This is a genomic window from Oscillatoria salina IIICB1 (assembly GCF_020144665.1).
In the GTDB taxonomy this organism is placed as follows: Bacteria; Cyanobacteriota; Cyanobacteriia; order Cyanobacteriales; family SIO1D9; genus IIICB1.
The window spans coordinates 1-24,694 of the sequence record NZ_JAAHBQ010000093.1 but is presented as its reverse complement, the minus strand read 5'-3'; the positions used below and the strand labels follow the sequence as shown (position 1 = coordinate 24,694).

Annotated in this window: 24 protein-coding genes; 19 read left to right on the top strand and 5 right to left on the bottom strand. The window is 39.3% G+C overall.

Features of this window, described 5'->3' with window-relative positions; translation table 11 throughout:
* Positions 1–363: 363 nt before the first annotated feature.
* Both G3T18_RS25960 and G3T18_RS21610 read left to right on the top strand, forming a co-directional pair.
* The gene (locus G3T18_RS25960) at positions 364–732 is read left to right on the top strand and encodes a PEP-CTERM sorting domain-containing protein (protein ID WP_449868324.1); all 369 of its coding nucleotides are present in this window, start codon (positions 364–366) and stop codon (positions 730–732) included.
* Positions 733–858: 126 nt separating this feature from the next.
* The gene (locus G3T18_RS21610) at positions 859–1,695 is read left to right on the top strand and encodes a class I SAM-dependent methyltransferase (protein ID WP_224412667.1); all 837 of its coding nucleotides are present in this window, start codon (positions 859–861) and stop codon (positions 1,693–1,695) included.
* Positions 1,696–1,730: 35 nt separating this feature from the next.
* On the opposite strand, the gene G3T18_RS21605 is transcribed toward G3T18_RS21610, so the two are convergent.
* Positions 1,731–2,099: a hypothetical protein gene (locus tag G3T18_RS21605; protein WP_224412666.1), complete on the bottom strand. Its 369-nt coding sequence runs from the start codon at positions 2,097–2,099 to the stop codon at positions 1,731–1,733.
* Between the two features lie 72 nt (positions 2,100–2,171).
* On the opposite strand from G3T18_RS21605, the gene G3T18_RS21600 reads away from it, so the two are divergent.
* From G3T18_RS21600 to G3T18_RS21550, 12 genes are all read left to right on the top strand, one after another.
* The gene (locus G3T18_RS21600; protein WP_224412665.1) at positions 2,172–3,107 is read left to right on the top strand and encodes a lysylphosphatidylglycerol synthase domain-containing protein; all 936 of its coding nucleotides are present in this window, start codon (positions 2,172–2,174) and stop codon (positions 3,105–3,107) included.
* Between the two features lie 36 nt (positions 3,108–3,143).
* Positions 3,144–3,272 carry a hypothetical protein gene (locus G3T18_RS25645; protein WP_263480531.1) on the top strand — a complete coding sequence of 43 codons (129 nt, stop codon included), beginning with the start codon at positions 3,144–3,146 and terminating at the stop codon, positions 3,270–3,272.
* A 50-nt stretch (positions 3,273–3,322) separates the two neighbouring features.
* On the top strand, positions 3,323–3,541 hold the full coding sequence (locus G3T18_RS21595; protein ID WP_224412664.1) for a CHAT domain-containing protein: 219 nt from the start codon (positions 3,323–3,325) through the stop codon (positions 3,539–3,541).
* A gap of 151 nt (positions 3,542–3,692) precedes the next feature.
* Entirely contained in the window at positions 3,693–4,037 is a 345-nt protein-coding gene (gene crn3 / locus G3T18_RS21590; protein ID WP_224412663.1) for a CRISPR-associated ring nuclease Crn3/Csx3, read from the top strand.
* 199 nt (positions 4,038–4,236) lie between these two features.
* Positions 4,237–6,507, top strand: coding sequence for a type III-A CRISPR-associated protein Cas10/Csm1 (gene cas10 / locus G3T18_RS21585; protein WP_224412662.1), 2,271 nt, complete (start codon positions 4,237–4,239; stop codon positions 6,505–6,507).
* Position 6,508: 1 nt separating this feature from the next.
* Complete coding sequence (csm2, locus tag G3T18_RS21580; protein WP_224412661.1) at positions 6,509–7,009, top strand: type III-A CRISPR-associated protein Csm2; 501 nt, start codon at positions 6,509–6,511, stop codon at positions 7,007–7,009.
* 2 nt (positions 7,010–7,011) lie between these two features.
* On the top strand, positions 7,012–7,968 hold the full coding sequence (gene csm3 / locus G3T18_RS21575) for a type III-A CRISPR-associated RAMP protein Csm3 (RefSeq protein ID WP_224412660.1): 957 nt from the start codon (positions 7,012–7,014) through the stop codon (positions 7,966–7,968).
* A gap of 8 nt (positions 7,969–7,976) precedes the next feature.
* Positions 7,977–9,065, top strand: a complete 1,089-nt coding sequence (gene csm4 / locus G3T18_RS21570; protein ID WP_224412659.1) for a type III-A CRISPR-associated RAMP protein Csm4 — start codon at positions 7,977–7,979, stop codon at positions 9,063–9,065.
* Positions 9,062–10,360: a type III-A CRISPR-associated RAMP protein Csm5 gene (gene csm5, locus G3T18_RS21565; RefSeq protein ID WP_224412658.1), complete on the top strand. Its 1,299-nt coding sequence runs from the start codon at positions 9,062–9,064 to the stop codon at positions 10,358–10,360. Before csm4 ends, csm5 begins: the two co-directional genes overlap by 4 nt.
* Positions 10,360–11,124 (top strand): CRISPR system precrRNA processing endoribonuclease RAMP protein Cas6, encoded by a 765-nt coding sequence (cas6, locus tag G3T18_RS21560; RefSeq protein ID WP_224412657.1) that lies wholly within the window; start codon positions 10,360–10,362, stop codon positions 11,122–11,124. The genes csm5 and cas6 overlap by 1 nt, the downstream gene beginning before the upstream one ends.
* 11 nt (positions 11,125–11,135) lie before the next feature.
* Positions 11,136–12,401 carry a TIGR02221 family CRISPR-associated protein gene (csx2, locus tag G3T18_RS21555; protein ID WP_224412656.1) on the top strand — a complete coding sequence of 422 codons (1,266 nt, stop codon included), beginning with the start codon at positions 11,136–11,138 and terminating at the stop codon, positions 12,399–12,401.
* Positions 12,402–12,449: 48 nt separating this feature from the next.
* Positions 12,450–13,058, top strand: a complete 609-nt coding sequence (locus tag G3T18_RS21550) for a Uma2 family endonuclease (protein WP_224412655.1) — start codon at positions 12,450–12,452, stop codon at positions 13,056–13,058.
* 79 nt (positions 13,059–13,137) lie between these two features.
* On the opposite strand, the gene G3T18_RS21545 is transcribed toward G3T18_RS21550, so the two are convergent.
* The 3 genes from G3T18_RS21545 to G3T18_RS21535 all read right to left on the bottom strand — a co-directional run bounded on the left by G3T18_RS21545 (position 13,138) and on the right by G3T18_RS21535 (position 18,974).
* Positions 13,138–13,899 (bottom strand): hypothetical protein, encoded by a 762-nt coding sequence (locus G3T18_RS21545; protein WP_224412654.1) that lies wholly within the window; start codon positions 13,897–13,899, stop codon positions 13,138–13,140.
* Between the two features lie 97 nt (positions 13,900–13,996).
* Positions 13,997–17,614: a hydantoinase B/oxoprolinase family protein gene (locus G3T18_RS21540; RefSeq protein WP_224412653.1), complete on the bottom strand. Its 3,618-nt coding sequence runs from the start codon at positions 17,612–17,614 to the stop codon at positions 13,997–13,999.
* 133 nt (positions 17,615–17,747) lie between these two features.
* On the bottom strand, positions 17,748–18,974 hold the full coding sequence (locus G3T18_RS21535) for a C13 family peptidase (RefSeq protein WP_224412652.1): 1,227 nt from the start codon (positions 18,972–18,974) through the stop codon (positions 17,748–17,750).
* A 197-nt stretch (positions 18,975–19,171) separates the two neighbouring features.
* Between G3T18_RS21535 and G3T18_RS21530 the strand changes: the two genes are divergently transcribed.
* Positions 19,172–20,089, top strand: coding sequence for a ribonuclease D (locus tag G3T18_RS21530; protein WP_224412651.1), 918 nt, complete (start codon positions 19,172–19,174; stop codon positions 20,087–20,089).
* Positions 20,090–20,994: 905 nt separating this feature from the next.
* Here the strand turns inward: G3T18_RS21530 and G3T18_RS21525 are convergent.
* Positions 20,995–21,165 (bottom strand): serpin family protein, encoded by a 171-nt coding sequence (locus G3T18_RS21525; protein ID WP_224412650.1) that lies wholly within the window; start codon positions 21,163–21,165, stop codon positions 20,995–20,997.
* 298 nt (positions 21,166–21,463) lie between these two features.
* Here G3T18_RS21525 and G3T18_RS21520 point away from each other — a divergent pair, with 298 nt between their 5' ends.
* From G3T18_RS21520 to G3T18_RS21505, 4 genes are all read left to right on the top strand, one after another.
* Positions 21,464–22,291 (top strand): MotA/TolQ/ExbB proton channel family protein, encoded by an 828-nt coding sequence (locus tag G3T18_RS21520; RefSeq protein WP_224412649.1) that lies wholly within the window; start codon positions 21,464–21,466, stop codon positions 22,289–22,291.
* A 23-nt stretch (positions 22,292–22,314) separates the two neighbouring features.
* Positions 22,315–23,103, top strand: a complete 789-nt coding sequence (locus G3T18_RS21515) for an ExbD/TolR family protein (protein ID WP_224412648.1) — start codon at positions 22,315–22,317, stop codon at positions 23,101–23,103.
* Positions 23,104–23,127: 24 nt separating this feature from the next.
* The gene (locus tag G3T18_RS21510; protein WP_224412647.1) at positions 23,128–23,457 is read left to right on the top strand and encodes a hypothetical protein; all 330 of its coding nucleotides are present in this window, start codon (positions 23,128–23,130) and stop codon (positions 23,455–23,457) included.
* 6 nt (positions 23,458–23,463) lie between these two features.
* Positions 23,464–24,694, top strand: a 1,231-nt coding sequence (locus G3T18_RS21505; RefSeq protein WP_224412646.1) for a CHAT domain-containing protein, incomplete at its 3' end; no start/stop codon positions are given.

Genomic DNA, 24,694 nt, shown 5'->3' with positions numbered 1-24,694 from the left:
AGTTCCGGTGACTTTCTCGCAGACCGCAACAGAGATGGTTATGTTGCAGCTAGTACCAGAGACAATTTCGATTATCGTTCAACTGAAGAGAAAAATAATATTGCGGTTACGGGTAGCGGTTTTACTAATATCGGAACTAGGGGTTCGCGCTTCACTGATGTTGCTTTGTCAAAAGGTTATAAACCTGGTTCTGGTTTAAGGTTTGACAATGCCAAATTTGTCTTTGACTTTTTTGTTGATAGTGCAGACATTATTCCCGATAGTCCCCTATTTTTAAACTTTACCTATGGCGATTTAGATCATTTAGGAAAAGTCAAATTTACTCGTCAAGATGGTACCAAGTTTGCACAACAATTATCAACGGTGGTTCCTATTAATGGAGAAGATGGTCAAATCTTAGGAGGATTTGCAGAAGTTGCTTTTAATGATATCTTTTCTCTCTCAGAAGATGGCACAGGTTATGATGGTTATCTCAAACTAAATTTTGTCACAACTGATGTAAACCCAGAACCTTATGTCGCATTAGATTACGTGGAAATAAGCACAACGGTGTTTGGATATATACCGGAAGATCCTACTCAAAAAGTACCCGAACCAACTTCAGTTTTAAGTTTCCTAGCTTTTAGTGTTTTCGGTGCAAGTTCGCTGCGAAAACGTAAACAAACAAAAAAAGCTATAACTTANCTCAAACGCAAACAAGCAAAAAAAGCTATAACTTACGACAATAGCTAACTTATACCTTAGCCTTAAATCAATAACTTAGCCCGCGAAGGGGAACCTGGTTCGTGTAGCCTATCCTTTAGTCGTCAGGCTATTTTTTGTATAATATTTATAGTTTAATATCTCACTTGAATTTTTATGAATGACTTAAAATTAGATAATTACAAGCAACAATTAGCAGAAATTTACACTCGTAGAAGCGATAATTACGATGAGAGTAAATGGCATCCTCAAATTACTCATAGTTTGGTAGAAAAAGCACAAATTCGCCCCGGACAAGCAGTTTTGGACATAGCAACGGGAACTGGTCATGTAGCGCTAGAAGTTGCTCAATTAGTGGGCGATTCTGGTCGAGTGGTTGGGGTAGATATTGCTCCAGGAATGCTCGAAAAAGCGAGAAATAAAGTTAGAAATTTAAACCTAAAAAATGTAGAATTTATCCTTGCTGATGGAGAATTATTAGATTTTCCAGCTAATAGCTTCGATCGCATTTTGTGCGCGAATGCGTTTCCTTTGTTTCCTGACAAAGAAGGGACATTAAAACTTTGGTGTCAGTTGCTTAAACCAGGAGGAATAATTGGACTGCATAGCATGGCGGATAAAGGTTTTGCCGCGATGAATGTTTTACAAAAAATATTGCAGAAATATGGTATAATTCTGCCATTGTTTCAATTAGCAGATTCAGTAAGTAGTGTGGAAAAATATCGTCAATTACTCGAAAAAGCTGGTTTAGAACCAAAGGAAATTAAGACTGAGCAATACGGAAACTATGTAAGTTTAGAAGAGGCGAAAAAAAGGTTGAATTTAGTTGATTATCCGACACCGGGAAATGACACTCATCCACTGTCGGAACTTTCAGATCGAGAAGTAGCAAAAATCAAGGCTGAATTTGAAGAAGAATTAGAAGCATTAGCTACAACAGAGGGGGTTTGGAATGAGGGAACTACTTTTCTAGTATTAGGTTGTAAACTATGACTGAATTAAGAAACAATCGTTATTTTTTTTAATTCTTAATCTAAAGTTAAATAAATTTTTCCCTGAGTTCGATCTGAAACATTTAGCCACCAGTCTTCATCTATTTGTTCGAGATTATCAATTGCTTGTTGACGGTTAACAATTGATGTGGCAATATAAACTACTAACTGAGGATCGTCGATTTCTGGATCGGGGACGTATTCGAGAAATAACTCTGCATTAGGAAAGCGTGAGCGAATGTAGTTGTATGCTTCTAATAATAAGGAAACTAGAAAGGAATTTCGATCTAAAAATGTCAATACTTCTGTCGGTTTGCGGAATTTGTACAGCCTTTGCAAGTTTTCTACGTCAGGTTGAGAAATATTAGAAAGTGAAATTAGACTACCTTGGCTTAAATTTGTCATTTTACGCTTGTGTAAACTTCTTCTATATTTTAGCTATCTTAGAAATGATACTGCTAAAGAATGGGAAAATAAATGAAGAAGAAGCACCTTTCCTATTTAGGAACGGTTTTATTTAGTGTACTGTTGTTAAGCCTTTGTGGGTGGGTAATTTCTCGCGAACTAAAGGCGTATAATTATCGGGATATTGCTAACAGTTTAGCTAATTTACCGCGATCGCGCTTATTATTCTCGGTGTTGCTAGCTGCCCTCGGTTATGGAATAATGACAATCTCAGATGCTTTAGCAGTACGTTATGTACGCTATCCTCTACCTTGGTATAAAACGACTCTCGCAGCCTTGACTAGCGTAACGATTAGCAATAGTCTGGGGTTTGCTTTGGTGACGGGAAGTGCAATTCGCTATCGTCTTTATTCCGCGTGGGGACTTTCCAAAGTGGCGATCGCGCAAGTAATCGCTTATGGTAATCTCAGTTTTTGGGTGGGAATGTGTGCGGTGGGTGGAATTTTATTCGTTACGCAACCATTGCCGATACCTGCAATACTTAACTTACCTTTTGCATCGATGCAAATTGTCGGGGGAATTTTCTTAAGTTTAGCGATCGCGTACTTAATCCTCAGTATTTTAACTCATAACCGAGCATTACGAATCAACAATCATCTCTTTCGAGTTCCTTCGTTGCGACTGTCTGTAGCCCAGATTACCATTTCCGGGTTAGATTGGGCGATCGCTACGGGAGTTTTGTACACTTTACTAATACCATCTGGCTTATCTTTTCCCGCTTTTTTTAGCATCTATTTATTAGCCCAATTAAGCGGAATAATTAGCCACATTCCCGGTGGTTTAGGTATATTTGAAACAGTTATCGTCTTATTATTACAACCGCAAGTAAAACCCGATACAGCGATCGCTTCCTTACTCGCCTATCGAGCAGTATACTACTTATTACCTCTTAGTATCGGGTTAGTCTTACTCGCTGGGTATGAATTACGCGATCGCCTCAGAAAATAATAATTAAATTATCAATACAAAGAGGAGTTATAATTTTTGCAGCAATCGCTACAAATACGCTATCAAGTAAACGATAAAGCAGGTTTAGGACGCAATTTAATTAGTCTAGGAATTGTTTATAATCGCTTAGATAACTACAAACTCACACGAGATAATTTGACCTAAACCTTAGCAATAGCGAGATAAATAAGTAATCAAGCTGGAATAGCCACCATTTGAGAGAAAATTGGCGGTATTCATGCAAAAATGAACAAATACGATCTAGCGAGAATTATGAACAAGCATTAAACTTAGCCAGAGAAATCGGCGACAAAAACGCGATCGCCTCTTTAGGGAAAATAGACGACTTCACTACACAGGAATTGATGACTCAATTTTATACTTTCCTCAAACAAGGAAATATGAGCAAAGCCGAAGCATTACGTCAAGTATAATTAACATTAATTAATAGTAATTCGGCTAACTCCCAATGGTAAGATCCCTATTATTGAGCAGCATTTATTTTAATCGGTAACGGACTGTAGTTCAAATCTCTAATCTTCAATTATTATGTTAAATTAGCAAAGACATAATCTAACAATTGTCATGAGCGCAATCCAACTAAAAATCATTTCCCACGAAACCAAAGACAATCTACCTTATCAACATTTACACATTGAAATTACTAAAGCAAACGGCATAATTACTCCCGCCGACTTAAAAGGACTAAAATTACCACGAGGAATTGATTTTTCCCAAGGCATAGTTATCGAAGGAAAAGCACCAATTTGGTGCTACGGATACCTCGTCCACGAATGCCATCCCGCCGCCTGGGTAGGGTGTTACGACACGCGCTTAGGGGCAGTTGTCGTGGCTACTCACACGCCTGATATTAACGTTGCACAAGTCTTGAAAATAGACTTACCCGAGGCTATTTATCAAGAAAATTAAGTTTAGGGAATTTTTTAAGAACTGTAAATTCACCAGTTGCCGAAAACTATAGTAGTCATCTTATGATGGTATATAAACCGAAACAATTCAGCAACTGAATCGTACTTAGATATACCAAAACAATATCTTATTGAAGGTTATGGTGAATTAATTACGGTGAAGCTAAGGTTTTTTAATTTAGACAATTAAGGTTTGTTCTATGTCTAGTAAAGAAATTGCTTTAAAGATATTCCAGCAAGGTGTTTACGGGTTAGCAAAATGGGCTAATTTTACCTTACCAGAAGGATGTGAGTATCCAGAAGATTGTAAGGCGATTGAGGAAGCGAAGAAACTTTTTCAATGGACAGAGAAAACTAAAATAGATTCGTTGCGTCTATTGTTTGATTTCGTCAAATTAGACAAAGGACAAGATTGGGAATATTACTGGAAACCAGACGCGATCGCCGATTCCACTCCCCCAATTCCTTATCCTTGTAACCGGAAGCCGACAAATGATGATTTAGATAATCTAAAGCAGCAAATCGCAAAAGACTTGACTAAACTGAAACTCGCTCAAGAAGATTGGCAAAATTTGGCACTACTTACTTTAATTGTCGAGAAATACGGCTCATTCATTAGTTTTGGTGAAACGGATATCGCCTTTAGCGATCTCATTCGCTCTACGGCGGCGGTTGCTGCGGCTCTAGGGGAAAATACTGAGGCTACAGAACTTTGTTTAGTCGCTGGCGATCTTTCTGGAATTCAAAAATTTATCTATACAATTTCTGCGGATGGTGCACTAAAGTCTCTTCGTGCGAGAAGTTTTTACTTAGAGTTAGTTACTGAAGAAGTTGTTCAGCAAGTGTTAGCAGAACTAAATTTGCCTCGAACTAACGTCATTTATGCCGGAGGAGGAAACATATATATCCTTACTGGCAGTAATCAGGCTCAAGTTGAGGAAAAGATTAATCAAATACGCGATCGCTTTAATAAATGGTTACTTGAAGAGTTCCAAGGTAAAATATTTCTGGCTCTAGATTATGTCACCCTTAAAACCAAAGACCTGAACACCAAAGAAATCTCTCAAGCCTGGAAAGAAGCACCACGTAAATTAGCAAAACAAAAGCAGCGCAAATTTGACAACCAACTCACCGACTTTCTCAAGTGTAAACCAAGCTATGAACCTTGTAAAGTTTGTCATCGAGACGATACAAATGATTTAAAACAATTATCTCAAGAAGAAGACTCTGTATTAGCTTGTCCAACTTGTAAAAAAATGTATGACTTAGGTGGCAAACTACTCAAAGTTAATACAATCGTTCGTTCCCAACAAAATCAACCTGATAATTCTAAAGATTCGCTGATATTTAACTTTGATAAGTTTAAAGTATATTACTACTTAAGTCCATCTGCAAAAACTGTTGCACAAAATTCCGAGTTAGCTTTATTAGTTAATAATTGGAAAATTAGCGATTACCAATTTCGCCATTGCCCTAATCCTACCTCATTCTTTTTAGGTCAATATGCTAAAAAAAGTTCTAATTCTAAAGAGCAAAACTCGACTATTCGCGCCAATGAATTAGCAGAAGCGGCGGATGGAATTAAAAGAGTTGGCTATCTTCGGATGGATGTTGATAAATTAGGTCAGATTTTTGCTAATGGTTTAAATGAAAACTTAACCTTACCTCGATTAGCAGGTTTGTCTCGAATGATGACTTACTTTTTTAAAGCGTATCTCAATTTTTTAGCAGAATATAGACAAATAAATACTCAAGGCTTTAACAAATTAACTGACAAAGAGCACCAAAATTTACTCTTTATTTATGCTGGCGGTGACGACCTTTTTATCAGTGGTGCGTGGAATGAAGTTGTCGAATTTGCTTTTGATATTTATCAAGCATTTCGCGCTTATACAGGTTATAATCCAGATATTACACTTTCGGGTGGAGTTAGCCTTGCTGTTAGTAAATTTCCTCTTTATCAAGCAGCCTCAGAATCAGGAGAAGCTGAAGAAGCTGCCAAAAATAACGGACGCGATAGTTTAGGTTTATTTGGTCAAGTTTTTAAATGGGACGAATGGTTAGGTAAATTTGAAATAGATTTTGTCCAAAACCAAGATAAAGACTATTGGAAAATCATTAAAAACAAACCTAGTAAACCAGAACTATTGGGAATCTTTCCCTTTGTCTCACTCTTACAACAAAAACAAATTAGTGTTGAATATTCCCGTAATTTCGTCCGTAATTTACTGAAGGTGGCTCAAATACAAGAGCGAATGATTGAAGACATTGAAAATCAACGTCAGGAACAGTATAATTATGAAACTCAAGACATCAAATATTATTTGCATCTCCCCCAGATTGCTTATACTTTAGCGCGTTTACCCAAAAAAGTCCTTAACAACGAGGATTTTCGTACATCGCTAAAAAGCCCTTACAATGCGCCTTACTTTCGCGCGATCGCAACTTGGATTGAATTATTAAATCGTTAAAATGACACAACCACCAAATAAGCCAAAGTTCTCCCAAAAATCTGACACAAATAGAAAAAAACATTCAACAAACAAAGTTAGCAATGAGCCAAATCGAGATCATACAGAAGAAATAGTAAAAAAAATTAACGATCTACCAGGAACTTTACAAACTTATCCAATTCGTCTTCTTGTCGAACACGCTCAAGAATTAGGTCCCGCTCTCAAAAGACAAAGGTTAGAAACTAACCAAATCAGAAAATTTTTAGATGCAATTAATCGCATCAAATCACAAATTGCTCAAACCGAAACCCAAAAAGATGTTTTCGTCAAAATAGAGCCTGATATTGTTCTCCTCAAACCAAAATTAGCTTATGCAGCAGCAAGACAAAGAGCGGCAAAACCCCTTAGTCAAGTTATGTCTACCGCAATTGACAAAGTTCACAGTATCGAAGACTTTAATCGCTTAGTTCAATTCATTGAATCAATTATTGCTTATCACAAAGCAGAAGGAGGAAAATAGTTATGTCGGAAGTCATTGATAGACCCCAAAAAGAATTATTAGGAAAGTTAGTTATAACTAGCAATTTGCTCGTCAAAACAGGATTACACATTGGCGGTGGTGGTGAAAATTTAGATATTGGAGGATTAGATAAACCTGTCATTCGCGATCCAATTACACAGCAGCCTTATTTACCTGGTTCATCCCTTAAAGGTAAACTACGAGCGATTTTAGAGCGGTGGCTAAAAAAACCTTTGAACCGACCTGGTGGAAGTGGTACTTATCGTTATGAAAGTGACGACCTAGAAAACGGTTATACGAAAATATCTGGCGATAAATTTATTTACTTTGAAGGAGCAAAAACTTGTCCTTTGAGTCGGGTATTTGGTTCAACAGGTGGTACAGATTGTTGGATTAAGTCTTCTGTTGCTTCAGCACAAGACTTAGAAACGAAAGAAAAAAAGATTATAAATGAGGAAGAATACACTCTCATTAAAGGACGTAATCATCCAGCACGTTTGATTGTTAGAGATTGTCATTTGAGCGAATCATCTGTGGAAAAGCTGAAAAAAATTGACACTGGTTTGTATATGACTGAGTGGAAATTTGAAAATAGCATTGACCGCGTTACCGCAGCCGCAAACCCTCGTCAGTTGGAACGAGTTCCCGCCGGTACAGAATTTAACTTTGAGATGGTTTACACGGTAGAAAATAAAGACCAAGCCGTAGAAGATTTACAAAATTTAGCGATCGCACTCGCTATTCTCGAAGATGATGCACTTGGTGGACATGGCTCTCGCGGTTATGGAAAAGTCAGCTTTGAAAATTTCAAAATCGAGTATCGAGATATAGAACACTATCGCCGCATGACTCTGGGTGAAACAAGTTCTGCCTTAGTTTCTTCAATTGAGAATACAGCAGAACTTTTGAGTCGATTTGGTGAAGTAAGAGCCTTACTTCCAGAAACAAAATCATCATAACTACGAGTATGTGGAAATTAGTTAGACTTAACTTTGGTCGAAATCCCGTTCATTTTGGCGAAACTGGAATTGGCATTGAAGAAGCAAGCGAACGAGTGCGCTCGGACACACTTTTTAGTGCTTTAATTAGCAACTATGCCAGGTTATTTGGCAAAGATAAAGTAGAGAAATTACTCGAAGACTTCAAAACTTCACCACCCTTTCGCCATAGTTCCACTTTTATCTATCGATGTCAGGAAGGAAAGTACATTTACTACCTTCCTAAACCGCTAGTTTTTCCCCAAGGGTATGACGTAGAAAATGACCTGGAATTCACTAAAACTTACAAAAAGCTAACGTATTTACCGTTAGAAGTTTGGCAAAGATGGTATCAAGGAGAAGGATTTACTACTAGCGATCGCGACGAACTAATTGCAGAAACTAAAAAGAAAGCTAAAAAATCAGATCCTTTACAAAAAGCTGGAACATTTGCTTATGGTCAAGTATACAAAAAGCACAAACTCCCAAAAGTAGCTATCGACCGAAATACCAGAGCAACGAACTTTTATCATACAGGATTTGTCCAATTCGAGTATGAAGAAAACCGACACCGACATTCAGGACTTTACTTTTTGCTAAAGTTTACTCAACCTAATCCAGAACTCGAAAACGAAATTCAAGCAACTTTACACTTTTTAGGAGAAGAAGGATTAGGAGGAGAACGTTCTAGTGGTGCAGGACGTTTTAAGGTAGAATGGCTCGATTTTCCGCAAGAATGGCAAGATATCCTTAATTTTTCTCAAGCTAATAGTTATAGCTTAATTAGCTTATTTTGGGAATTACCTTTGTCAGCTAATTTATTTAATAATCAAGGAGAAATTCACCAATCTGTAGTCTACGAAATTCTCGAAAGAGGCGGATGGCTTGCTTCATTTTCCTCTGGCTATCAACTACGTCGTCAAATGGTGCGAATGTTCAGTGAAGGATCGGTTTTTCCAGTTTCGCCTCAAGGACAACTAGCAGATGTAACACCTGAAAAATATAAATTACATCGTATTTATCGCAGTGGAATTAGTCTCAGTCTTCCTCTTTGTATTCCTAACTTAAATAAATCATGACTATTGCTAACGAATTTGCTCTCACTAAACCAAAAGTTTATGAATCGAAACGTATTCGCTTAACAAGTCCAATGTTACATATTGGTTCAGAGGTTTCCAAACTAAATCCTTTTGAGTATGTTGAAACTTCAAATCGCGTTTATCTGCCGAATCAAGAAGCACTCGCAAAAGAATTATACAGTCGTGGTAGGTTAGACGATTATGTTGAGGCAATCGAAAATAGAAAAAACATTTCTAGCTTATTAAAACAAGTCTTTGGTAACAATTGGCAAGAGACAAAAGATGCAGAAGGAAATGCGATTTTTCCTAAATTAACTAGCACTCGTAATTGGGTTCAGAATCGAGTGACAGATTTGCGTCCCATGATTCGCAATGGCTTGGGACAACTGTATATTCCCGGTAGTTCGATTAAGGGTGCAATTCGGACTGCGATCGCGTATCATCTCCTTAAGCACGCTGATAAGTATGAAACCCCACAACGAGTTAGTGAAATTGAACGTAGGTTAAGAGAAAAACTTGAATCTGGAGAACTAACAAGTAAATTTAAGCAAAAATTTGCTGACAAAAATTTATTTATGGAGAACTTGTTTTCTAATTTCAACCTAATTTATCAAAATCAACAGGCTCCTGGAAAAACTACTTTGCAGAGTAGAGATTTTATGCGAGCAATTCAGATAAAAGATTCTCAACCGTTATTAGAACAGCAAATTACTAACAAAAATGGTAAGAGAATCAACCGTAATTTATCGGTTACGGCTGAAGTAATAGTTTCTAGTTACTTTCAGGATAAACATGAACGAAAAGCTAAATATAAAGCTCCTCTTTATGCAGAAATGGTGCGTAATGTCTATACAGAATTTACAATTGTTTTAGATACAGAAATGCTCCAGTGGTTTCACCATCAACAAGGTATGCAAATTCCTTTCAAAAATCTTGCGGAACTTTTAACAATTTGCCAAAAATTTGCTCAGGATCAATGGGATGGTGAGTTTGATTATTGGCAGAGTATATTTAATAATCGTCATCAAGATCAAGGAAAAAGTTTAGATTTCGATCGTATTCGCCGACTATACGAAAAAGAAGACTGTCCCTATCAATTACGTTTAGGATGGGGAAGTGGAATGACAGGAACAACAATTAGTTGGTTGTTTCAAGACGAAACTCGCTCGGAACTACGGGATGTTTGTGGAATTAAAGCACCAGGGTTTGAAGCTCCTAAATCTCGTCGAACTATTGTTAATAAAAATGGTGAAATTGCTTACGTTCCTGGTTGGGTGAAGTTGAAGGTACTTTGATGTTAATTAAGACAACATTGACCCTAAAAGCTCAAGGAACGATCGTGTTACCGCGTTCTTATTGTTTAGCTTTAGTTAAATTATTGCATGAAAAACTAGAATTAGAAATTGGGAAAGAGACGATACCTGCGGTTACTTGTTCTGGTTTAATTGGCAGATATTCAGGAGAAAAAGATTTTTTTACTTTCGAGTCAGATGAATGTTATCAGCTTTTTTTGTGTGGATTAAACGAAAGAGCTTCAAACGCGATCGCGTCTTTGGATTTGGCTGATTCTCTGGACTTTCTCGGTGTCAGCTTTACAATTGTTGAACGTGATGACGCGATCGCCACTTACGAAGAACTTTATACCACGTTTGTCGCCAACGAGCCAGAACCCACCCGACGCTTCAATTTAGAATTTCTCACACCAACGGCATTTTCTCAGGGTAGCATTAACTTACCGCTTCCCGTTCCCAGCTTATTGTTTCGCAGTTGGTTAGAAAGATGGAATCATTTTGCACCCGTATACTTAGGAGGTGATGAATTAATTGGCTATTTGGAAAACGCGATCGCCCTGCAACGACATCGACTCAAAACTCGCACTTATCGACTACAACGAGGCTTTGTTTCCGGGTTTGTCGGTAACATTCAGTTACAGGTTTTTTATCGCGTCGATCCCCTTTTAGCTAATGTTGCTCACTTACTAATTCAGTATGCACAATTTTCCGGTACAGGGATGAAAACTCGTCTCGGAATGGGACAAACGGCTTTAAAACTAATTTGAGGATTTTTACCATGAGTCAAACTAAAATTATTACTTTTTTAGGCAAGTCTTCATATGAAACAACTTATGGCTACGCCGAGCAAACTTATAAAGGTAAAGTATTTGGTGAAGCATTACATCAATTTTGTCAATATGACATGATGTTAGTTTGCCTTACAGAAGAAGCTAAAGCAAGTGCTTGGCCAGTTTTGGAAGCTTTAGGCGATTCTCGTATTAAACCAGTTGATATCCCCACAGGAAGGACAACTGAAGAAATGTGGTCAACATTCAAAATTATTACTCAATATGTGGATGAAGGCGATCGCGTAATTTTTGATATTACTCACGGACTGCGATCGCTCCCATTTCTTGCATTTCTCTTTGCAGCTTATCTCAAAACTGCTAAAAATGTCACTATTGAAGCAATTTACTATGGCGCATTTGATTTGAAAAACGATCAAAAAATAGCTCCTGTAATTGATTTATCAGAATTTGTATCCATGATCGACTGGCTAACCGCAACTAACCGCTTTGTTAAACTTGGAGACGGACAAGCGTTAGCTAATTTACTGAAAAGCGCTATTCCCTCAAATACAGAATTAAGAAATAATCCATCTACCCGACCAATTAGAAAGCAACTTGAAAAATCTTCTGAAGCTATTGAAAATATTTCTTTAGCATTAAGTATTACTCGACCCATAGAAACAATGGAATCGGCAACTCAGTTAGAAAAAATAATAGGAAATGCAGAAAATAGCTTTGAAGATAGAGCTAAACCTTTTTCTTTATTAGCAGATAAAATTGTTAAAGAATATGGACAATTTGCTCTCGATAATCCTAAAAAAATAGAAAATTTCGCAGCTCAGTTAAAAATTCAATTATCGATGATTAAGTGGTACATTGACCGCGATCAACTTGTTCAAGCTACTACTTTAGCTAGAGAATGGCTAGTTTCAGTATTAGTCTTTAAATTTGATTTAAGCTCTCAAATGTTTGATAATCATGAAGGTCGTAGACCCGTAGAAAATGCTTTGAACAATGCTGCTCAAAAACGGAAAAAGAATTCTCACCAAATTAAATCTAGTAAATGTGATGAACAGTTAGAATCTTTACCAGAAGCAGATGAAATTGCTAAAGTTTGGAGCAAAATGACAGGGCTACGCAATGATATTGCTCATGTTGGGATGAACCTCAGTCCAACCTCTGCGGCAAAATTAAAGCAGAATGCTGTTGATCTTTATCCTAAGTTGCAGCAACTTGCGAATAAACTTATTGATAATTTAGGAACAATAGGATAATTTTTCTTAGATAGCGATCGCACTTTCACCTTACCCCAGACAACAACTATGACTACAAATCAACTCACGCAAAAACTTACCTTCGAGCAATTTGTCAACCAACTTCCGGATGAGGAGGGACGCTATGAATTAGTTAACGGGGAAATTATGCGTATTTTACCGACAAGACAACATGAAGATTTGGCAGATTTTATTCTCCGACAGTTTGATAAAGAAGTGGAACGACTTCAGTTAAACTATCGAGTTTCGGGTAGAATTGTGATTCAAACTGAAACAAAACAGGAACGCGAACAAGGTCGTCATCCGGATGTTACAGTAGTTGATAAAACTATTTGGGAAGCTCATCCTACCGCTTATTCGGCACTCTTGGAACCGCCCCAATTAACCGTAGAAATTGTTTCGACAAATTGGGAGGATGATTATGTGGATAAGTTGGAAGAGTATCAGCGCTTGGGTATTCCTGAATATTGGATTGTCGATTATTTAGCGATCGCCAGTCGCAGCTATTTAGGAAATCCCAAGCTACCGACGATTTTTGTTTGCGTATTAGATGAGAAACAAACTTATCAGATGAATCGGTATCAAGGTAGCGAGATTGTCATCTCTCCGACTTTCCCCGAACTTAATTTTACCGCCGAACAACTTCTCAATTCTTAAATTTTCCTATAAAAAAAATTAGCCCGCCAAAACAGGCTAAATTATGTAGTAGTTAGTTACGAATCAACATTCAAATCTTTTAGTACACTTCCCAATTCTCAAGGCAGTAACGAGCCAAGATAGCTTCAGCGTAGCGAATTTGATTTTCCGTACCTTGAACCGTGACTAAATAATTTCCCTCACCGACGACTTGGTTTAATTTTTTTGCTTGCTCGAAAGAAACACCGCGATCGCAAAAAATACCAATCAATCCACGAGCCGCAGCGTCAATAGGATTAAATTTGGTCAATTCTTTCGAGAGATTGCCTGCGACAATTACAGTGCCAATTCCTGGCATTCTTAACATTCCCAAACCAATTAGCACTTTGGTAATCCCGTTTAAATGACTACCTGTAAGCACGCTAGTTTTTGCCACTTGGTGAATTTGTTTGTTTTCGGTTCGCGAAATGAGAGAAACTTTTTTCATGGGGAAGCCTGCTGCTTTTAACCCACGTAGCGCTAACTCTGCGTATTTACAGTAGCTAAAAAAGCCGAAAGCAAGCTTTTGTTGACAAATAGCTAGAGGAATTCCTGCTAGAGCGTTGTCGTACTCTGGGTATGCTAGATCCGTGTAAGTAATCCCTTCTGCTGTCAGAATGCCGCGATCGCCACCTTCAGGCTTCTTTTGCTCTAAATACATTTTCGATCCTCCTTGACATCTCAGGGCAACAATTTCATTCCCTAACTGCTTTGTTTTGTCTATCAACCAAGTTTTGCTTGTACTTGTTTGACTTTCATCTTCGACGTTAAAACCTAAAAGTGAAGATTTCGGAAAGAAGGTGGCTAAAAATTGAAAATCCACACCTGTGTATATTCAAGTTGTTTTTCCAGAGATTGTCGGCGAGCGAAATTACCAGATCTGCTCGCCAATGACAAGGTTAAATGGGATGATTTAATTTCTAATCTTCAATTTGTTGACCGTATCCGCCACCACCAGGAGTCTCGATAACAAATATATCATCAGGATTAGCTAGAGTTGTCGCCGTACTATCTAATTCTTCGACTTTCCCATCCTGTCTTTCGAGCCAATTTTTCCCGACTAAACCTGGTTCTCCTCCTGCTAACCCAAAAGGTGCTATTTGACGACGACTCGATAAAATTGCTGCTGTCATTGGTTCTAAAAATTTAATTCGACGGATCGTTCCGTTACCACCAGAATACTTGCCTTTGCCGCCGCTATTTGGGCGAATACTAAAGCTTTCTAATAATACTGGAAAACGCCATTCTAATACTTCTGGATCGGTCAGCCGCGAGTTAGTCATGTGAGTATGTACTGCATCGGTTCCGTGAAAATTTTCCCCGGCACCGGAACCACCACAAATTGTTTCATAATACTGATATTTTTCGTTCCCAAATGTGAAGTTATTCATTGTGCCTTGAGAAGCTGCCATGACACCTAATGCGCCATACAAACAATCGGTAATGTTTTGCGATGTTTCCACGTTTCCAGCTACCACAGCCGCCGGATATTTCGGGTTAAGTAAACAGCCTTCGGGGATAATAATTTCTAAGGGTTTGAGACAGCCTGCATTTAAAGGAATATCGTCATTTACTAAACTCCGAAAAACATACAAAACTGCTGCTTTGCAAACTGCCGATGGCGCATTTAAATTATTATTTAATTGCCCAGATGTGCCAGTAAAATCTATTTTTGCGCTTCTATTTTCGCGGTCAATTATAATAGTTACTTTGATTTTACCCCCAGTATCTAATTCTAACTCAAAGCTACCATCTTTGAGCGCATGAATAACTTTTCTGACTGATTCTTCGGCATTATCTTGCACGAAACCCATGTAAGCTTGCACGGTTTCTAAACCATACAATTCTACCATATTTTGTAACTCTTGTACGCCCTTTTCATTCGCCGCTATTTGTGCTTGTAAATCGGCAACATTTTGCACGGGATTGCGAACTGGATATTTGCCGGAAGTCAGCACTTCCCTAAGTTCTGCTTCGCGAAAATTTCCAGCTTCAACTAACAAGAAATTATCTAAAAGTATTCCCTCTTCTTCGAGATTTTTACTGTGAGGAGGCATCGAACCGGGCGTAATTCCCCCGATGTCTGCGTGATGTCCTCTAGAAGCAACATAAAAGAGAGGTTGAGAGTTAGAAAAAACAGGCGTAATTACCGTAACATCTGGCAAATGAGTCCCGCCATTATAAGGATTATTTAAAACATAAACATCCCCTGGTTTAAGCTGATTTCCATAGTCACTAATTAAACTCGTCACGCTTTCACTCATTGACCCTAAATGGACGGGAATATGCGGTGCATTTGCGACTAATTGCCCGTCTTGGTCGAAGATTGCACAAGAAAAATCGAGGCGTTCTTTGATATTAACTGAATAGCTAGTATTTTGTAGCGTCGTCCCCATTTGTTCGGCGATCGATCGAAACAAATTATTAAAGATTTCCAACAAAACTGGATCGGGTTCTTCCACAGATGAACTCTGAGAAAAATTCTGCTTATCGGTATTTTGCTGTGTGGTTCTGCGGTTTAAAACTAAATGATTAAAAGAGTTAATTTCAGCTTCCCAACCAGGTTCAATAATATTAGTTCCAGTTGGTTCAATAATTATCGCTGGACTAGCAATTACATCACCGGGCTGTAAATTTTTTCGCTGGTAAACGGGTGTTTCCTGCCAACTATTTGCCGCATACATTTGCACAGTAGCGACTGGTTGTGGAGGTTCGTCAGTTTGCCGTTGAATTATCTCTTCTTGCGAACTTTGAGTAGGACAAATTAATTCAATAGAAACTGCTTCAACAATTAAAGCTTTATTTGCCATCGTGAAACCGTAACGCTGCTGATGGGTAGTGGCAAATTCTTGTTTCATTATTGTAAGATCGCCAAAGTCAACGATTAAACTTGAGTCAGTTCCTTGATATTTCAGATGTACTTTGCGGAGAATGGTAATTTCAGCGTGGGAATTAATTTCTTGACGATTTAACTCCTCTTTTCCAGCAGCAATTAAGGAAGTTAATTCGCTTTCTAGTTGAGGTAATAAATCTGGTTCTAACTTCGCTTCCACCGATTTTTCGCGCAAAACACGGATATCTGCTAAACCAATTCCATAAGCAGATAAAACCCCTGCATAGGGATGAATAAATACTTGTTTCATACCCAAAGCATCAGCGATCGCACAAGCGTGTTGTCCTCCCGCCCCTCCAAAACAGCAAAGAGTATATTTCGAGACATCGTAACCCCTCTGAAGAGAGATTTTTTTGATCGCATTTGCCATTTTTTCCACGGCGATCGCTAAAAATCCCGCCGCGATCGCTTCAGGATCTCTCCCATCACCAATTTCCGCCGCTAATTGGCTAAACTTCTCCCTGACAACCTCTGCATCCAAAGCCGTATCACCATTTTTGCCAAACACTTTCGGGAAAAATTCCGGTTGCAGCTTCCCAACCATCACATTACAATCGGTAACTGTCAACGGACCGCCTCTTCCATAAGCCGCCGGACCTGGATTCGCCCCCGCAGATTCGGGTCCCACGCGATATCTCGCCCCATCATATTGAACGATCGAACCGCCCCCAGCCGCAACTGTATGAATCGACATCATCGGAGTTCGCAACCTTACCCCAGCAATTTCTGTCTCAAAGCTGCGTTCGTATTCGCCTGCGTAATGAGTGACATCGGTGGAAGTTCCCCCCATATCGAAACCAATAATTTTCTCGAAACTAGCAACTTGACTGGTTTTCACAGCCCCGACAATTCCCCCTGCGGGTCCGGAGAGAATGCTATCTTTTCCTTGAAATAAATTTGCATCTGCAAGTCCACCATTGGACTGCATAAACATTAATTTAGTTGTGGTTAATTGACTGGAAACTCGATCGACATAGCGACGCAAAATCGGTGACAAATAAGCATCAACTACCGTAGTATCGCCCCGACTAACTATTTTCATTAAAGGGCTAACTTCGTGAGATACCGAGATTTGAGTAAAGCCGATTTCTCTGGCAATTTGGGCGATTTCTTCTTCGTGTTTTGGGTAGCGATAACCATGTATTAAAACGATCGCGCAACTGCGAATTCCGGTGTCGTATGCAGCTTGTAAATCTTGACGTACTTTGGCGCTGTTAACTGGGATTAATTCTTCGCCACGGGCATTATAGCGTTCTTCAACTTCGATTACTTGTTCGTAAACTAATTCTGGCAAAATAATCTCGCGGGCGAAAATATCGGGGCGATTTTGGTAGCCTATTCTTAAAGCATCTCGGAAACCTTTAGTTATAGCTAAAATTACGCGATCGCCTTTTCTTTCTAGAAGGGCGTTTGTAGCGACAGTTGTTCCCATTTTGACTACTTCAATTTCCTCGGCAGGAATTGCGCGATCGCTAGGAATTTCCATGACTTCGCGTATTCCTTGAATGGGCGCATCTTGATAGCGATCGGGGTTTTCTGATAATAGTTTATGGATGATTATTTTTCCGTTGGGATCTTTGGCGACAATGTCTGTAAATGTGCCGCCTCTGTCGATCCAGAATTGCCATTTTGCTTGAGTTGTCATTAATTTATTTTGTTCGAGTTTGTGTAATATTTTCTCGCAAAGATAAGGCGCTAAGTTTTTATTTATTTATAATGTTGATAAAGTTAGTTAAAACTATTCAATCTATATATCTTCCTTGTCTCCCTTGTCTCTTTTATTGGGGTGAGGTTGCTTCACATTTGATTAGGCGATCGAGAATAGCTATTGTTTGAGGATCGCCTGTTTCTCGAATTTGCTTTTCGCTAGCAATATTAACTAATTCCATTGCTAAACGTACTAAATAAGCTTGTTGTACTTCGCTGTTAGTTTCTTCGGGAGAAAGAGTCGCAATATTGGCTAAATAAGAGTTTTGCAAATCCAAATCAAACATCTGGACAATTGAGTTTACCACATATTTTTGTTCGGGACGCGCGCTGGGGAGAATAGACGCGATCGCGCTAGACAATATTCTCTCCATCTCTGCTTCTACCACCCGATCTTGTAGCCACGATTCTGAGGTAGAAATTGGTAAATCCATCGTTTTTTCATCTACTTTCGCAAAAGCATGAGCTTCAGTATAACTGATTCTTCCATCTCGATTGTAATCTGCCGAAGCTACTTTTGCACCCGTGCGATCTACGCCACTTAAACCAGCAAAGAAACTGGAACTATAATCTCGATAATCGGCTTCATTTACTTCCGGAGTACAACCAACCGAAGGACGAGTTTTCACAGTAGCAAAAAAGCCGCAGCGAGTTTGCAAAGCTATTGGTTGAGTAGGATCGCCTTCCTGATAAATAAAATCAGCAAACGAACCGGAAAAACATTGTGCCATCATCGTTACTACTGGCGTATTTTGAGGTAGTTTATCTAGTTGACGAGATAATTCTGTCACTGTGAGTTGCTGACGTTCCCACATTAATAAAGATCCGGGAAAACCATGTCCGGTAAAATAGAAAAAAAGCGGATTGTCACTACTTTCTTCCGCCGTTTCTTCTAGCCAATTTGCTAAATTGTCTTTCGTAGCTGCACCTTGTAAATTAGGAATTTCCGGCACTTTAAACTGTTGTTCTCTTTGTTCGTTAATATAGCGGATTGTTGCTTGTCCATCATTTCCATTCGCGAAGAAAATATTAGCCGCTTCTGGATTATAACCAAGATTTGCTAACGTTCTTTGGAAATAAAGCACATTTTTTTCTAACGCAATTTCATTATTTCCTGGGTATCCCCCACCAGCAACCACCAGAAAATCAGTTAATGGATAGTTATTTTGACAAGTTGTCGTTTCTAAATCTTGCGAATACTTTACTTCTCCAGCAACTAATTCTTCAATTTGAGAACCATAGAGAAGCGTACTTACAAAGGTAACTATTAACAAGCGAAGCAACGAACTGTACCACATAACCAGTGCCGAGAATATTTATTTACCACTATACCACTGTTATCCAATTTGTAAACAACCTTCTGCGTCTTCTTTGCGTCTACTCGAAATGAGAACGGCTAACGCCGAATCCGCGATAATATCTAATCAGATTCTCATGCAGCCCAAGACAGCCATTTGTGAGAAAATTAAATATATTGTCAGAAAGATAGAGACGAATGCAATATTTAATGGTAGCAGAGGAAATAGAAGCCGCGATCGCGCAATACTCCCAGAAGCAACAACTCTGGATTGATACTGAAGTTGCTGACTACAATAGTAAGCAACCAAGACTCTCTTTAATTCAGATCTTAGACGATCCCAGTGACTTGAATGGATCTCGCGTCACCATCTTAGATATTCTCTACCAACCCGAACTTGTTCATGAATTTATTGAGCAAATTATGCTCAATTCCCAAATCGAAAAAGTTTTTCATAACGCTCAATATGACCTTAATTTTTTAGGCAAAAAACAAGCAAATAATGTTACTTGCACTTTAGAAATGGCGAAAAAAATACCTTTTTATAAAGCCCAATTGCCTAACTATCAATTAAAAACTTTAGCCGAAAAACTTTGTAATTTTCCTGTTATTGATAAAAGGGAACAAGCAGGAGATTGGGGACAGCGATCGCTTACTACCAGTCAATTATACTATGCTAAAATGGATGTTGTTTATTTGGCACAAGTTCATCTCAAATTATTACAACTAACCGATCGTCCAGATCCTGCTAACGAAGATATTCAAGAACTTACTAATAGATATCGTCAACTTGAGTATCGTTGGAAACTTCTAGACACAGAAATTGCCGACCTTAAAAATCGTCTCAAAGCAGCAATGGATGCACAAAAAATTAAAGAAGTCAAGGGTTTTAAATTGTCCACTTCTCAACGTACAGAAAAGAAGGTTACTTTTCGCGACTTAGTGAAAGTAGCGCAAGCAAAAGGAATCGATTTAGACTTTGCTGTGAAGCTAGATAAGAAGTTACAAAAAGATTTGGGTGAAGCAATTGAAGAATTACCAATCGAAGAAAAGAAAACTTCAATTGTTAGTTTAAGAATATCTGAACCTGAAGATGATGACGACATTCCTTTTTAAAGAAAAATCAACGATTTTTGTCGATTTAAGCCGTCGATTAACCTAGTTAGTAGTGAGCACTTCAGCGCGACAAAATTGTCTTATTTATACAGAAAATTGCTAGGAAAATTAGAGAGATTTTCGGTAAGTAATCTTCACATCTTTAGTCTTGGTTTTAGCGTTTTAGATAACGATTAATGTTCCCTGGTAAAGTGGTGCATTTCCGTGTTAGTAGTGAGCGCTTCAGCGCGATAAAATTGTCTTATTTATACAGAAAATTGCTAGGAAAATTAGAGAGATTTTCGGTAAGTAATCTTTACATCTTTAGCCTTGGGTTTGGCATTTTAGATAACGATTAATTGTGAATTCTAAAATTAGAGAGATTTTCGGTAAGTAATCTTTACATCTTTAGCCTTGGGTTTGGCATTTTAGATAACGATTAATTGTGAATTCTAAAATTAGAGAAGCGCTAAAGCGCTTACTACAAACGCTGAGATTGTCGCCTTGGTTTTGGCGTTTTAGATAACGATTAATTTTGAATTCTAAAATTAGAGAAGCGCTAAAGCGCTTACTACAAACTCTGAGATTGTCGCCTTGGTTTTGGCGTTTTAGATAACGATTAATTTTGAATTCTAAAATTAGAGAAGCGCTAAAGCGCTTACTACAAACTCTTAGATTGTCGCCTTGGGTTTGGCGTTTTAGATAACGATTAATTTTGAATTCTAAAATTAGAGAAGCGCTAAAGCGCTTACTACAAACGCTGAGATTGTTGCCTTGGGTTTGGCATTTTAGATTGCGGTTAATTTTGAATTCTAAAATTAGAGAAGCGCTAAAGCGCTTACTACAAACACCTTTATAAAAAAGGTAAAATAAGTTTTCGGTAGTTTGTCTGGAGCGAATTCTTTTGTCCAGTTACCTTGAAAGTATTAATAAAAAAAAGACTTTTTTGCCATCATTTGTTGCGTTTCGCCAGCCGCACCGTTGTATAACATAGAAAGTGCGATCGCTACACTGGTAGGTGAGACAAAGAGATTTTTGTCCCCTTCCGCTTGCAGAATTTCCTGAAATAGCTTAAAACCAAACTTAAGTTTGAGCATCGACAAGTTGCTCATCGACAGAGGTTAACTCAGCTACAGCCGAATCCTCAACCCGATCGCTCTTAAATCTACCCTCAAACGCCCACAGTTTCCAGCTAATTGTCGATAATTCTCACAAAGTCAACGCGATCGCGGCGATTATCCCTTTTTTATTCATTTTTTCTCCTCACATTCCTCACAACAAATGACCTATGAAGCTGGACAAACGTTCCGCAAGACAAAACTAACCAAACTAGCTACCATCAAGCAGTGTTAAATATAAAGATGTGCAAAAAGCTAATGGAGGTAAGAGGAAACTGTGACTTTTGAAGACATCATGACTAAAGGCGGGATCGCCATGTGGCCCCTGCTGGTACTATCAGTGTTAGCATTGGGGACAATTCTCGATCGCATTTGGTATTGGTTGCGATTTTCCCTCCGAGAAAAGCGTATCCTTAACACCGTCTTAGATGCAGCTTATCGTAACTGGGATGTAGCTAGAGAAATTTCCCAAGATTACCTTTATCATCCCATCGGTCGGTTTCTTTATGCTCCTTTGCGACTGCAAAATCCCGAACCAGAAGTGTTACATTTAGCCTTAGAAGCCGCAGCCGATGATGAATTAGCCTTGATGCGACGCGGAGATAAAGTCTTAGAAGCGATTATTGCGATTTCTCCTCTACTCGGTTTATTGGGAACTGTGTTAGGTTTAATTAACTCCTTGGGTTCAATCCAGATCTCCGAGTTGGGAACGACTGAAGGCGTAACTCAAGGTATTGGCGAAGCCTTAATTTCCACCGCCGCAGGAATCATTGTCGCTCTTGTCAGTTTAACCTTTTATCGCATCTTTCAGGCATTTTGGTTTAACCAAGTCCGAGTTTTACGGAGGGCTGGAAGTGAGTTAGAAGTAATCTATCGGCAAAAATTACAGCGAGATTACGAATATGGAGAATTACAAGATAATCCTACCGAAATAATGACCTCGCGCGATCGCAGCGAGATTCTTGGCGATCGCAAACCGAAACGCCGGAAACCTAAGAAAGCTAAAATCGAATCTGTATCCACAGCCGAAAATTCCACTCCCGATCGCCTAACGGCTAACCTGGAAAATTCAGAAAATCCCGATAACTACAATCAAAATCAGTAGCAATTAATTCGCGGCAGGCTATTATGACTCAAGTAACCTCGAAAAAAAGAAAATCTCGCCCTAACAAAGCAGCATCGACTCGTCCTTTACGCTTATGGTTAGATGCTTCTAATACTGAAGACGTACGGATCGAAATCATGCCTTTGATCGATGTTGTCTTTTGTATCTTGACCTTCTTTATTTTGGCATCGGTAGGATTTTCTCGCCAACAAGCCATCAGCCTTGATTTACCTCAAGCTAAAACTGGTACGCCCCAAGTGCGAGAAATGTTAATCGTTACTATAGATGATTTCGGACAAATATATGTAGAAAAACAGCCTGTCGCGAATCAAAATCAATTATCTCAACAAATAAAAAGTTATTACAGTGCAAATCCTAGCGGACAAGTTGTACTTTATGCAGCTAAAAAAGCTAGTTACAACGAAGTCATGCAAGTATTAGACATTCTCAGAGAAGTTGGCGGCGATCGCGTCGCCCTTGCTACTCTCCCTGGTAATTCTTCTCAACCTACTGAAAGCCCTGATTCCCTGCCCACTCAAACATCCCCTCAGTTGACCCCAGAAACGAATATACCGCCCCTAACTCCCTTACCAGGAAGTCCCCCCCCAGTACCGGGGGCAACTAACCCTCTCGCCCCTGGTAGCACCACTCTACCGCAAAATAATAACCCTCTCGCCCCCGGTAGCACTACCTTACCGCAAAATAATAATCTCCTCGCACCCAGTAACACGAATATAGATCCCCTCCAGGGTAATTTTCCCATTACACCCAAACCTCAGCCAACCACCGTCACTCCCAGTGGAGGTGAATAATTAACCGTTTTCCCCCAGTGAATTATGGTGAATATTCAAATCGAAATTCAAGGACGAGATGCGATCGCGGCAACAAACGAGTTATTATCTATTTCGGGGTTGTCCGGAAGTTACGAGGTGGAATCGGAACTGGAAAGAGAGGGAACCTTAGTGACGATCGCCACAATTATTGGTATTGTTGGCGGTACAATGGCGATCGCGGAACAGATTCGTCAGTGGTACAAAGATTACAAATCAGGGAAATCCGATCAAAAAATTGAGAAAGTCTTAATTGTTACCAGTCAGGGTAAGCGATTGTTGCTACAGGATGCCACAATTGAGCAAATTCAGCAAGTTCTTGAAGACATAAATTAGCAACCAATGCGTATTCTTCACCTCGACCTGAAATTACCTACGGATAATTACGCAGAACTACGTTATTTTTGTGACAATCCAAATCAGTATCAATCGCGCCGACTCCCATTAGCCCAAATCGCTGAATTGATTGCTGTGGCTGAACAAGACTACTACGTGCGCTTGGCAGTTGATTATCGAATTACGGGTAAAAAATTATACAATTGGCTCGATGGTGAAGATCGCTGGTTGCACCAATTTTTACAGCAATTTCGGCGCGAAGGCGTAGTTTTGGCGATTTCCGCAGCCGGGAAATTAGCACATTTACCGTGGGAAATTCTCCACGACGAGGTTAGCTTTTTAGTCGAGAAATTCCCGGCAATGATTCCGGTACGGTGGTTAACCACAGCTAGCAAACAGTTGTCTGTAGTCGCAGAACCGCAAAATCGGGCGCTAAATCTCTTATTTATGGCAACTTCGCCGTTAAATGTCCAACCAGTCCTGGATTTTGAGGCAGAAGAAGGAAGCATTCTCACCGCCACAGCCAGACAACCTTTATCCTTGAAAGTCGAAGAAAGCGGTTGTTTGTCCGAGTTGGGTTACTTGGTGGCTGACTACGAAGAAAACTATTTTGATGTTCTCCACCTCACGGGACACGCAACTTTCCAAGACAACGAACCGCGTTTCATTACCGAAACCGAAACAGGTGAGGCTAACTACGCCAGTGCCGAAGATATCGCCACAGAACTGCAATTTCGACTACCTAAACTAATTTTCCTCTCTGGGTGTCGCTCCGGTCAAGCAAATCAAGCAGGCGCTATTCCTTCAATGGCGGAATCATTACTCAACTGCGGCGCAAAAGCAGTTCTCGGTTGGGGACAAAAAGTCCTCGATAGCGACGCAACTGCGGCTGCGGAAGCATTATATCAAGCATTGGCGGCAGGAAAAAAGCTGACCGAAGCTGTCGCTTTGACTTACCAAGCTTTGCTGAAAAATCAAGCGCGAGATTGGCATTTATTACGTTTGTATGTTGCCGACAGTTTACCAGGAAACTTGGTGACTCCCTTGCGGACGCGAGGACGCAAACCCGCCCCACCGCAATCCATCACGACCGAATTTTTAGATGGGGCGGGACAGGTGAAAGTCGCTACCAGAGAGAGTTTCGTCGGTCGTCGCCGCCAGTTACAAAGCTGTTTGCGAGTGTTGCTTGAGCCAACTGAATTAGTTGGCGTACTGATTCACGGAATGGGAGGTTTAG

Excerpts from the sequence above, each read along its gene's own strand:
- G3T18_RS21540 (WP_224412653.1), bottom strand. The coding sequence starts at position 17,614 with ATGACAACTCAAGCAAAATGGCAATTCTGGATCGACAGAGGCGGCACA.
- G3T18_RS21515 (WP_224412648.1), top strand. The coding sequence starts at position 22,315 with ATGACTCAAGTAACCTCGAAAAAAAGAAAATCTCGCCCTAACAAAGCA.
- G3T18_RS21535 (WP_224412652.1), bottom strand. The coding sequence starts at position 18,974 with ATGTGGTACAGTTCGTTGCTTCGCTTGTTAATAGTTACCTTTGTAAGT.
- csm4 (WP_224412659.1), top strand. The coding sequence starts at position 7,977 with ATGTGGAAATTAGTTAGACTTAACTTTGGTCGAAATCCCGTTCATTTT.
- cas6 (WP_224412657.1), top strand. The coding sequence starts at position 10,360 with ATGTTAATTAAGACAACATTGACCCTAAAAGCTCAAGGAACGATCGTG.
- G3T18_RS21610 (WP_224412667.1), top strand. The coding sequence starts at position 859 with ATGAATGACTTAAAATTAGATAATTACAAGCAACAATTAGCAGAAATT.
- G3T18_RS21550 (WP_224412655.1), top strand. The coding sequence starts at position 12,450 with ATGACTACAAATCAACTCACGCAAAAACTTACCTTCGAGCAATTTGTC.
- csx2 (WP_224412656.1), top strand. The coding sequence starts at position 11,136 with ATGAGTCAAACTAAAATTATTACTTTTTTAGGCAAGTCTTCATATGAA.
- G3T18_RS21605 (WP_224412666.1), bottom strand. The coding sequence starts at position 2,099 with ATGACAAATTTAAGCCAAGGTAGTCTAATTTCACTTTCTAATATTTCT.
- csm5 (WP_224412658.1), top strand. The coding sequence starts at position 9,062 with ATGACTATTGCTAACGAATTTGCTCTCACTAAACCAAAAGTTTATGAA.
- crn3 (WP_224412663.1), top strand. The coding sequence starts at position 3,693 with ATGAGCGCAATCCAACTAAAAATCATTTCCCACGAAACCAAAGACAAT.
- G3T18_RS21525 (WP_224412650.1), bottom strand. The coding sequence starts at position 21,165 with ATGCTCAAACTTAAGTTTGGTTTTAAGCTATTTCAGGAAATTCTGCAA.
- csm3 (WP_224412660.1), top strand. The coding sequence starts at position 7,012 with ATGTCGGAAGTCATTGATAGACCCCAAAAAGAATTATTAGGAAAGTTA.
- csm2 (WP_224412661.1), top strand. The coding sequence starts at position 6,509 with ATGACACAACCACCAAATAAGCCAAAGTTCTCCCAAAAATCTGACACA.
- G3T18_RS21510 (WP_224412647.1), top strand. The coding sequence starts at position 23,128 with ATGGTGAATATTCAAATCGAAATTCAAGGACGAGATGCGATCGCGGCA.
- cas10 (WP_224412662.1), top strand. The coding sequence starts at position 4,237 with ATGTCTAGTAAAGAAATTGCTTTAAAGATATTCCAGCAAGGTGTTTAC.
- G3T18_RS21600 (WP_224412665.1), top strand. The coding sequence starts at position 2,172 with ATGAAGAAGAAGCACCTTTCCTATTTAGGAACGGTTTTATTTAGTGTA.
- G3T18_RS21530 (WP_224412651.1), top strand. The coding sequence starts at position 19,172 with ATGCAATATTTAATGGTAGCAGAGGAAATAGAAGCCGCGATCGCGCAA.